We start from the raw sequence: 10,414 nt of genomic DNA, 5'->3' as shown, positions 1-10,414 counted from the left end.
CGGCTCCATTGCTCGTCTGTCAGTGTCCGTCTGCTCAAGGCTTGCCCTCCATCGACAGCCTTGAATCAGAACTTCAAATCAAAGGGAATCCATGAATGCAGACAGCGCCTAAGGCACCCGCCAACCCTCAACAGGTCAGAACACCGCCGATCTCGCGGCACACGCCCTGGGTCGCGCCTTCCCCGTCACGCACGATCCATGCCCCCGGCCCGGTCGGCGTGACGGTCACACCCCGGCGCTGCACCGCGATCCGCCGGTCGATGTCGTTCTGCAGCGCCTGCTCGCGTTGCCATTGTTCCGGCGTCGCGGGGGACGACGCACCGCGCTGGCCCCGAGACGCATCCAGCGCCGCACGATCGCGCGCGATCGCCTGCTGCTGACGCGTCCGGGCGGCAAGGTCCTGCTGACGGATCGCCGTCTCCGCCTCCATCCGCCGCCGCGCCCGATCGGCCGCCGACGCCACGCTGTCCCCCGGCACGATCCCGCCCGGTATGAGTCCCCCGGGCGGAATACCGGGACGATATCCCTGCGACCACGCAGCCGGCCGCCATGGCAGCAGCGCCAGCCCCACCATCAGGGCCAGCCCATACCGCCGCGACAGCTTCGCCCTCACGGCCGCGCCGCCGTGAAATGCGCCGCCAGCCAGCCGCGCATCAGCTCATAGGATCGCCGGGCAGCATCTTCATTATACCGGCACATGCCACTGGAGCCTGTCGCCTCGGTCTCGGTGAAGCAATGCACCGCATGCCCGATCACCACGAACTGCCACGCGGTGGGCGTCTGGCTCATTTCCTGCAGAAAAGCCGGCAGATCGGGCATCGTCCACTGATCGTCCGCCCCGTTCATGGCCAGCACCGACGCCCGGATACCCCGCGCCAGAGACGGGGCGTCGGTCGCCAGATCCCCATGGAACGAGATCACCGCCCGCACATCCGCCCCGCTGCGCGCCAGGTCCAGCACCGCCGTGCCGCCGAAACAGAAGCCGATGGCCGCCAGACGCGAGAGATCGATCGGCGCCGATGCAGCCTGGGCCCGCAATTCCGCCAGCGCCCGCGCCATCCGTCGCCGCAGCAACGCCCGGTCGGCCATCAGCGGCTTCACCGCCGCCTTGGCCTGCGCATCGTCGGTGGGGCGAATGGCAGCGCCATACAGGTCGGTCAGCAGGATGACGTAATCATGCCCCGCGATCATCCGCGCCTTGTCGATGGCGATCGCATTCACCCCATGCCAGTTGGGCACCATGACCAGCCCCGGCCGGTGGCCCGAAACCACATCGTCATAGACCAGCACACTATCGAACCGCACACCGTCCTGTGTCCAGGTAACGGGCCGCGTCACCATCCGCGCCACGGCCTCGCTCGGCCGTCCGCAGGAACCAGCCAGGGCCAGACAGGCCAGCGCAACAAGTCCCCACCAGGATCGCATCGTTTTTCTCCCTACCAGCATGAAGGGCGCCGGCACGAACCTGCCAAGGGCCCCGCGCTTCATATCTTGTAGACGTATCTCAGCACGCGCCGCAGGCCGGCCGCTTGGCGCCCATGATTGAGATCCGCCGCCAGCCGCATCAGGATAGCGGGAAATCCGGCGACCGGAATGGCGCGCATGACGGCCCTGATCCGCTGTCGGGCGAGGCCCTTGCGGATCAGCCCGCCACTGGCATCGATCCAGTCTGCCCTGCGCACCGCGTTGACCACATCGGCATGCGCGCCGCGATACGGCGTTATCTTGTGATGCCAATGGATGATCGCGCGGACAAGCCGGCCATCCAGATGGGGCGCCCTGACCAGACGGGCCCGCTCCGCTGCCGCCTCCGAAGGTTCCAGATAGGCAAGGTCGCGCGCCGTCCACAAACCGGCATCGTGATACACCAGCGCGAAGGCAATCGTTTCCCGCCATGTCCGGTCCTCGCCCAGGACATCCAGCGCATAGGTCAGCACGCGATAGATATGGTTGCGATAGGCCGGAAGGTCCGCACCGATCACGCCGGCAAGGGTCGCCAGTTCGCGCTCGACTGTTTCGTCATGCCGGACGATCTTGATCTCTTCGCGCACGCTCTCCATCCTTCTGCCCTTCGGAACCGTCGGCGACAGAGCGCGCCCAGGCCGGTCCCGGCAAGACACAGAATGTTCTGACCATCATGCCCAAAGAGTATATTCCGAAACGAACGCCTCTCGATCCCTGCCCGATCGAGACCGTCATCGCCATGATCGGCGGCAAGTGGAAAGCCCGGGCGCTCCACCTCCTGACACAGGACGCGTTCGGTTTCGCCCAGCTGCGCCGCGCACTCGGCGGCGTCAGCCAGCAGGTCCTCTCCACCCAGTTGCGCGCCATGGAAGCGGACGGCCTGATCGCACGACAGGACCCCGGCCCTGGCGACAACGGGGCCGCCTGCTACACCGCCACCGCCAAAGGACGCACGCTGGTCGACATCCTTCTGCCCGTCGCCGAATGGGGAACCTACGAACGCACGCACCAAAGCCGTACGTGATCCGTAACCTCTCCGCCGATCCTCGCCGGGCAACGGGCGGGATAACCCCGCCCGCCGCCATTCATTTCGCCGGCCCGACCACCGCGATCAGCCGGTCCACGATCGTCGCGTCCGCCAGCGTCGACAGGTCGCCCAGCCCGTCCAGTTCATGGCAGGCGATCTTGCGCAGCAGCCGCCGCACGATCTTGCCCGACCGGGTCTTCGGCAGGTCGGGCACCAGATAGACCCGTTCGGGCACCGCATAGCGCCCGATGCCCTTGGTCACGGCCAGCGAAGCGGCCTCGGCCAGATCCGGCACGGACGCATCGCGCGCCACCGCGAACACGACCAGCCCCTGCCCCTTGATATCGTGCGGCACGCCGACCGCCGCGCATTCGACGAAGCGATGGTCGGTCGCCACCACATCCTCGACCTCGGCGGTGCCGATCCGATGGCCGGAGACGTTGATCACGTCATCGATGCGCCCGGTGATCCAGTAATAGCCATCGGCATCCCGCCGCGCCCCGTCGCCCGAGAAATAATAGCCGGGGCTGAAGCTGAAATAGGTGTGGCGGAACCGTTCGTGACCACCCCAGATGGTGCGCGCCTGACCAGGCCAGGAGCGGGCGATGCACAGGCAGCCCTCCCCTTCGCCTTCGATCAGCTCGCCCTTGTCCGTCAGCAGCACGGCCTCCACACCGGGCAGCGGCAGGGTGGCGGAACCGGGCTTCTGCGGCACCGCGCCGGGCACCGGGGCGATCAGGATGCCGCCCGTCTCGGTCTGCCACCAGGTATCGACGACCGGGCAGCGCCCCCGTCCGACAGCCTCGTGAAACCACACCCAGGCATCGGGGCTGATCGGCTCGCCCACACTGCCCAGCAGGCGCAGGCTGTCCAGCGCATGGCGCTTCACCACCGCATCGTCGTCGCGCATCAGCGAGCGGATCGCCGTGGGCGCGGTATAGAAGGTCGTGACCTTGTGGGTATCGATCACCTCCCACCACCGCCCCGGCGCGGGATAGGACGGCAGGCCCTCGAACAGCAGGATCGTGCCGCCATTGGCCAGCGGCCCATAGACCACATAAGTGTGCCCGGTGATCCAGCTGATATCGGCCGTGCACCAGAACACATCCCCCGCCCGATGGTCGAAGACCAGCTCGTGGGTGAACGAAGCCCAGACCATGTAACCACCGGTGGAGTGGACCATGCCCTTGGGCTTGCCGGTGCTGCCGGAGGTATAGAGCAGGAACAGCGGGTCCTCGGCCTCCATCTCGGCCGCCGCGCAATCGGGCGCCGCCTGCGCCAGCAGCGGGGTCAGCGCCAGGTCGCGCCCCTCCTGCATCGGCACGTCCAGGCCGGTCACGGCCAGCACCAGCATATGGCGCACGCTGGGCACGCCCCGCGCCAGGGCCTCGTCCATCACCGTCTTCAGCGCGATCCGCTTGGGCCCGCGCCGCGCCTCGTCGGCGGTGATCACCGCCACCGCCCCGCTATCGTTCAGCCGGTCGGCCAGCCCCTCGGCCGAAAACCCGCCGAACAGCACCACATGCAGGGCGCCGATCCGCGCGCAGGCCAGCATCGCCACCACGCCCTCGACCACCATGGGCAGATGGATCGCGACCCGGTCGCCCTTGCCGACCCCCAGCCCGCGCAGCACATTGGCCATCCGGCAGACGCGCTCGTGCAGCGCGCGATAGGTCAGACGCTCGACCTGCGCCGCCTCCTGCCCCTGCCAGATCAGGGCGATCTGCTCGCCCCGCTCGGCCAGATGGCGGTCCAGGCAATTGACGCTGGCATTCAGCCGGCCGTCCGCGAACCAGCGGATCGACACATCGTCCGCGAAGGAGGAGCCGGACGCGACCGTCGGGCGCTGCGTCCAGTCCAGACGCCCCGCCTCGCCGAGCCAGAATTGTTCCGGATCGCGCGCGGCGGCGTCGGTCATCTGACGCAGGCGGGCACCATCGACGCCGGCCTGCGCGGCGAAAGACGGTGGAATCTGGAAAATTTCTTTGTCTGACACTGTATTTTCAATCCGCCTGTCTGATCGGTTCGAATGCCGATTTCTTGGTTGGGGGGATGTACATTTCTCAATATAGAGAATTCATCCCCGCTGCACGAGCCCCATTTCAGAGCCCGCCGGGAAATGTTGTCTGAGGAGCCGGCGCAGCCCCTATCGCCGTGAGCACGTCCGTTCTGTCGGATCACCCCCCTCCGTTCGGGCGTTCCGGCCCGGTATCAAGCGTAAACGGCAGCGCATCCCGCCGGTTGATGTCCAGCGCCAGGCGATGATGCAGCGGCGGATGCGCGCGCGACCGGCATTCGGTCCAGTCGCACAGATGACAGGAAATGCCGACGGGAATGGCCGGCGCCTGCAGATTCAGCCGGTCGGAATACACGATTTCCGACGCGCGGGTAATATCGCACCCCATGGCGATGGCATGGACCGGCTGCACATCGTTCCAGCCGGTCGAAATGCCCGACACGGTCCGCGCGAAGCACAGGAACGTCCGCCCGTCGGTAAACTGGGCCACCTGCGCCTGCGTCACGCCGGGCGTGGCAAAACAGGTATTGGCATTCCATTGCGGGCAGGAATGTCCCTGCCGGGCCACCGGAAAACCACAGGCGGAAAAGCTCTTGGTGATATTGCCGGCCGGATCGGTGCGCACGAAGAAGAACGGCACCCCCCGCTCGCCCGGCTTCTGCAATGTCGACAGGCGCTGCGCCGCCTGCTGGTAGGACACGCCGAACCGCGCCGAAAGCAGGTCCAGATCGTAGCGCAGCCCCCCCGCCGCCGCCAGGAAGGGCGAATAGGGCATCAACAAAGCGGCGGCGGCATAGTTCACCAGCCCGATCTGGATCACGATGCGCGCATCCTCGGTGCTGGGCGCGATCTCGTGCAGCAGCGCCTCGATCACCTCCCGCCCTTCCAGCAGCATCAGTTGAAAAGCCAGCTGGAATCCCCGGCTTTCCCGGGGCAGCAGGTCGGACAGCAGCAGCAGCCGGCTGTCCGGGTCATAGCGGCGGAATGTCCCGTCCAGCGCCGTGATGCGCACCACGATGCCGTGATGCTGGCGCAACCGGGTCGCGATCATGTGGTTGCTTTCCGATGGCGCCACGCCCTCGCCATCCGGCAGGCGGGCCGTCCGCGCCATCTCCGCGCGCACCTGCTCCGCCAGCTCTTCCAGTTGGGGAAAATGGTTCAGCCGCTCGTCATAGACCAGCCGCGCCTCGTCCTGCGGCAGGATGACGCGCGTGCCCGTCGGCAGCATCAGCCGTGTTGCGTCGTGATGCGCGGCCCGGAACGCCTGGTGCAGCGTCAGCACCGCGCGCGCGGCCTCGGGCTGCGCCGCCAGCGCCGCGATTTCCTGCGCCGGCACGCCATGCGCCCCCAGCAGCGGATCGGACAGCGCCTGGTGCAGCAGCCCCTCCATCCGCTGCTCGTCCACGCCCGACAGCGCCTCGATCGAGACATCCAGCGCCCGCGTCAGCTTGATCAGCAGCGACGCCGTCACGCTGCGCTGATCGTGCTCGATCAGGTTGAGATAGCTGGGCGAAATGCCCAGCCGTACCGCCAGCGCCTGCTGCGACAGGGACCGTTCGGTCCGAAGCCTGCGGATGATACGACCGATGCGGGTCGGGGACATGCTTATTTACCCGTTTTTACAAATACACAGATCAGTATGTAAATGGTTTTACACCATTCATGTCTTGGCGTCTTCTTTTGTCTGGCGTCGACTTCCCGGGTCTCCTTAACTGACGGCACAGGATGATCGAAGAGGAAGATTCGTCAATGCACGTCGAATCCATCGCCATTGCCAAGGCCGATCGGAACCAGGCCACGGGCCTGAGGCCGCTGCATGATGCCCGGGCGCCCCTTCGGTCCCGCGGCCCGCTCCATGCCCGCCCCCCAATCGGCATGACCGCATTCTGAACAGAGAACAAGCCGGGCCCGACCCGGTCCGAACCATCCTATCAAGGGGAACCGCCATGTCCCGCCGCACGATTGGTCAGATTCAAGTCGATCACGCCCTCGATGAATTCGTCACGAACGAGGTCCTGCCCGGGACCGGCATCGCCCCTGACCGGTTCTGGGCCGGCCTGTCCGACATCGTCGCGCAGTTCACGCCCAAGGTGCTGAACGCACTGGCGCGGCGCCGGCTGCTTCAACAGGCCGTCGACCAGTTGCTGACCGCCCCGGGTTTCGATCCGGCGGATATCGAGGGCCAGATCCGCGTGCTGCGGACAACCGGTTATCTGGAGCCCCAGCCGTCCCATTTCGAGATCACGACCCGCGACGTCGATGCCGAAATCGCGCATGTCGCGGGCCCGCAGCTGGTGGTTCCCGTCACCAATGCCCGCTACGCGCTCAATGCCGCCAACGCACGCTGGGGCAGCCTGTACGATGCGTTCTACGGCACGGATGCCGAGCCGTTCGGCCCGTCCGGCATACCGGCGCGCGGCTATGACGAACAGCGCGGCGCGCAGGTGATCCGGCGCGTGCGGCTGATTCTGGATGAAATCACGCCCCTGTCCCAGGGCAGCCACGCCGATGCCACCCGCTATCACATCGCCGACGGGCGCCTGTTCGCGACCCTCGACGGCATTGCCCAGCCGGTCGAACTGCGCCGCCCCGCCCAGTTCGCGGGCTTCCAGGGCGCGGCCGAGGCGCCGGATACGATCGTGCTGCGCAATCACGGGCTGCATATCGAATTGCGCTTCGATCCCGCATCGCCCATCGGCAGCCGCGATCGCGCCGGCATTGCGGATGTGATCGCGGAATCCGCCCTGACCACCATCATGGATTGCGAGGACAGCGTCTCGGCCGTCGATGTCGCGGACAAGATCCTGGTCTATCGCAACTGGCTGGGCCTGATGAAGGGCACGCTCACCGCCTCCTTCCCCAAGGGCGGACGGATGGTGGAGCGGCAACTGGCGCCCGACCGCCGCTACACCGCGCCCGACGGCACGTCGCTGGTGCTGTCGGGGCGCAGCCTGATGCTGGTGCGCAATGTCGGGCACCACATGTTCACCGATGCGGTGGTGGACAGCACCGGCCACGCCATCCCCGAAGGCGTGCTGGACGCCGCGATCACCGCCGCCATCGCGCTGCACGATCTGCGCGGCAACTCGCCGACCATCAACAGCCGCACCGGGTCGATCTATATCGTCAAGCCGAAGATGCATGGCGGGGAAGAAGTCGCGCTGTCCAACGCCCTGTTCGATCGCGTCGAGCAATTGCTGGACCTGCCGCCCAACACGATCAAGATGGGCATCATGGACGAGGAACGGCGCACCAGCGCCAACCTGGCCTCCTGCATCCATGCCGCGCGCAACCGCGTGGTGTTCATCAATACCGGCTTCCTCGACCGTACGGGCGACGAGATCCATTACAGCATGCAGGCCGGCCCGGTGGTGCGTAAGGGCGAAATGCGCGCCGAACCGTGGATGACCGCCTACGAGCAGCGCAACGTCGCCATCGGCCTGGCCTGCGGCCTGAAGGACCGCGCGCAGATCGGCAAGGGCATGTGGGCGATGCCGGACCGCATGGCCGACATGATGGATCAGAAGATCGCCCACCCCCGCGCGGGCGCGAATACGGCGTGGGTGCCCTCGCCCACGGCGGCGACATTGCATGCCCTGCACTATCATTTTGTCGATGTCCGCGCGGTGCAGACCCGGCTGGAGAGCACGGCGCCGGCTTCATTGCAGTCGCTGCTGACGCTGCCGCTGGCCCGCCAGATCACCTGGTCGGCGGCCGAACGTCGGGCGGAACTGGACAATAACCTGCAAGGCATCCTGGGCTATGTGGTGCGGTGGGTGGATATGGGGATCGGCTGCTCCAAGGTGCCGGACATCAACGATGTCGGCCTGATGGAAGACCGCGCGACGCTGCGCATCTCCTCGCAGCATGTCGCCAACTGGCTGCGCCACGGCGTGATCTCGGAAGAGGACGTCCGCACGTCGATGACGCGCATGGCCGCCATCGTCGACGCGCAGAACCTGGGCGAGGAAGGCTACCGCCCGATGGCCCACAATCCCGACGGTCCGGCCTTCCGCGCGGCGGCCGAACTGGTCTTCACCGGCGCCACCCAGCCCAACGGCTACACCGAGCCGACCCTGCACCGCTGGCGCCGCGTCGCCAAGGCGCAGGCGGCGGAAAGCCAGGGCGCACCCGCGCTGGAACAGACGGGCGCCTGAACAATCCTTACCTCTGCCCCGTCCGGATCTCTCATCGGGACGGGGCAGGCCATTGGATTGGGCCGCGCAAACCATGGCTATCCACACCGACGCACCGAAAGACCGAGGCGTGGATTACCCCTCCGTTGGCATTCCATCGGCCGTTCCGGCCGATGGAATGCCAAATGTTGTCACACGATCGGGGATCAGGGCCGCGCGATGGTTAGCCGTCGATCTCAGGCCATCCGGCATGACAGGCAAGCCCGCTCACGGACCTCGAAGCCCCTGAATATCCGGTCTTTTTTTTTCAAAAAGACCTACCTCCCTGCGATCCCGGCCCCTCCAGGGCCGCCAGAAGCCCCGCTGAAGACGCCTGGCGATTATCCGCCTGTGCCTCAGGATGTTGCCTGTCTGGCAGTCTCTTCAGCTGTTGCCAGATTTCAGCATCGCGATTGTAGAAATCCGGATGGAATTGCAAGACCCCGTCAGCATCCGGAAGCGCGGTCAGATAGACCACGAATACGGGCACGGGCACGGGTAGCGTATTGCGCGTGGTCGTGCCCTTCGCGATCCCCTGATTGATCACGTCGAGCGGCTGCCGCATCAGCAGAGCGGCGAAGTCGCGGGGGTTCTGTACCCGGATGCATCCATGGCTGATGCGACGGTTATCGCGCTTGAAGAGATCTTGATCCGGCGTATCGTGCAGATAGACATCGAACCGATTTGGCATGTCGAACATGATCAGTCCGAGCCCCGCATCGGGTCCCGGTCGCTGCTCTATTTCGCCATTGGCAAGCATGACCATCTTGTTCCGCGCCAGATAATCAGGGTCGCGGCGGATCTTCGGCAGAATCTCCCGCTCCACGATATCGCTCGGAACAACCCATGGCGGATTATACAGGCTTGCGTCGATCAGGGCATGAAATTCAGGACTCTGGTTACGCTCCACATCCTGGCCGACAATGACCCGCGTGGAAAACACCGGCCGATCGGCCCGATAAAGGACCAGTCTTTCCTCGGCCACATTGACCAGCACACGATCTGGCGGCAGTGATCGCGGCAGCCAGCGTTGACGTTCGAGATTCACCGCGATCTTGCGCAAACACCCCGCCTCACCGCTGTCGCTGCCCGCGGGGGATCGGCGGCATGTGCGCAATGCCTGACGCAACGCCCGATAGGCCGGTGTCGATGGCGCCAGCGCATCAATGACCGCCGCCGGATCGGGGCTGTCGATCGCGGCATCCAGCTTGGCGGCCACGTCAACCGGTTCGGGCGTCAGCGCCTCATCATCTTTCCGGCGTTCTACGGGCACGGCCCCTCGGGCCAGGGCGTCGCCATATGACAGAAAAGCATCGGACAGTAACAATTCGCGATCAAGCGGCGATAAATTTGTGCCCTGCCGCAGCAGAACGGCATGGAACAATTCAGGGTCGAGACCGTTCTCTCCGGCACGCAACACGGCCTTCAGGAGTGAATTTGCCTCTGCCTGCCGAGCTGTCCATACGGGCTCGAAATCATGGCGCGCGTAGAAACGCCGCAGCAACACGACATTCACCGGTTCTCCGGCGACAGTCAGTTGCGGCGCGCCATCGATCAGATTGCCGAGTTCGGTATTGGCATGTTCCGGATTCGTGCCACACGCCGCAAGCACGCATGTCACGGCGAGGCCGAGCAGGCTGCGCGCGACCGTGCCGCGGGTGGAGATCTGCGACCGAACGACGGTCATTGACTTCTGCCGACCTGACCTGACCGTACACCATGGTACCCGCA

At 65.9% G+C, this 10,414-nt stretch carries 8 protein-coding genes; 2 read left to right on the top strand and 6 right to left on the bottom strand.

What is annotated here, in order from left to right; all coding sequences use genetic code 11:
- Positions 1 to 127: 127 nt before the first annotated feature.
- The 3 genes from HLH35_RS17920 to HLH35_RS17910 are packed head-to-tail and all read right to left on the bottom strand — an operon-like array spanning position 128 to position 2,051.
- Positions 128 to 613: a hypothetical protein gene (locus HLH35_RS17920; protein ID WP_182980441.1), complete on the bottom strand. Its 486-nt coding sequence runs from the start codon at positions 611 to 613 to the stop codon at positions 128 to 130.
- Positions 610 to 1,425: a dienelactone hydrolase family protein gene (locus HLH35_RS17915; RefSeq protein WP_182980440.1), complete on the bottom strand. Its 816-nt coding sequence runs from the start codon at positions 1,423 to 1,425 to the stop codon at positions 610 to 612. The genes HLH35_RS17920 and HLH35_RS17915 overlap by 4 nt, the downstream gene beginning before the upstream one ends.
- A 59-nt stretch (positions 1,426 to 1,484) precedes the next feature.
- Positions 1,485 to 2,051: a phosphohydrolase gene (locus HLH35_RS17910; protein ID WP_182980439.1), complete on the bottom strand. Its 567-nt coding sequence runs from the start codon at positions 2,049 to 2,051 to the stop codon at positions 1,485 to 1,487.
- Positions 2,052 to 2,137: 86 nt separating this feature from the next.
- Between HLH35_RS17910 and HLH35_RS17905 the strand changes: the two genes are divergently transcribed.
- Positions 2,138 to 2,488 (top strand): winged helix-turn-helix transcriptional regulator, encoded by a 351-nt coding sequence (locus HLH35_RS17905; RefSeq protein ID WP_182980438.1) that lies wholly within the window; start codon positions 2,138 to 2,140, stop codon positions 2,486 to 2,488.
- A gap of 61 nt (positions 2,489 to 2,549) precedes the next feature.
- On the opposite strand, the gene acs is transcribed toward HLH35_RS17905, so the two are convergent.
- Entirely contained in the window at positions 2,550 to 4,487 is a 1,938-nt protein-coding gene (acs, locus tag HLH35_RS17900) for an acetate--CoA ligase (RefSeq protein ID WP_182980437.1), read from the bottom strand.
- A gap of 181 nt (positions 4,488 to 4,668) precedes the next feature.
- Positions 4,669 to 6,111 carry a helix-turn-helix domain-containing protein gene (locus HLH35_RS17895; RefSeq protein ID WP_182980436.1) on the bottom strand — a complete coding sequence of 481 codons (1,443 nt, stop codon included), beginning with the start codon at positions 6,109 to 6,111 and terminating at the stop codon, positions 4,669 to 4,671.
- Between the two features lie 343 nt (positions 6,112 to 6,454).
- On the opposite strand from HLH35_RS17895, the gene HLH35_RS17890 reads away from it, so the two are divergent.
- On the top strand, positions 6,455 to 8,665 hold the full coding sequence (locus tag HLH35_RS17890) for a malate synthase G (protein WP_182980435.1): 2,211 nt from the start codon (positions 6,455 to 6,457) through the stop codon (positions 8,663 to 8,665).
- Between the two features lie 286 nt (positions 8,666 to 8,951).
- Here HLH35_RS17890 and HLH35_RS17885 read toward each other — a convergent pair whose 3' ends face one another.
- Positions 8,952 to 10,370, bottom strand: coding sequence for a L,D-transpeptidase scaffold domain-containing protein (locus HLH35_RS17885; protein ID WP_182980434.1), 1,419 nt, complete (start codon positions 10,368 to 10,370; stop codon positions 8,952 to 8,954).
- Between the last annotated feature and the right edge of the window lie 44 nt (positions 10,371 to 10,414).

This window comes from Gluconacetobacter asukensis, assembly GCF_014174375.1.
In the GTDB taxonomy this organism is placed as follows: Bacteria; Pseudomonadota; Alphaproteobacteria; order Acetobacterales; family Acetobacteraceae; genus Gluconacetobacter; species Gluconacetobacter asukensis.
This window is presented reverse-complemented; position numbering and strand designations above follow the sequence as displayed.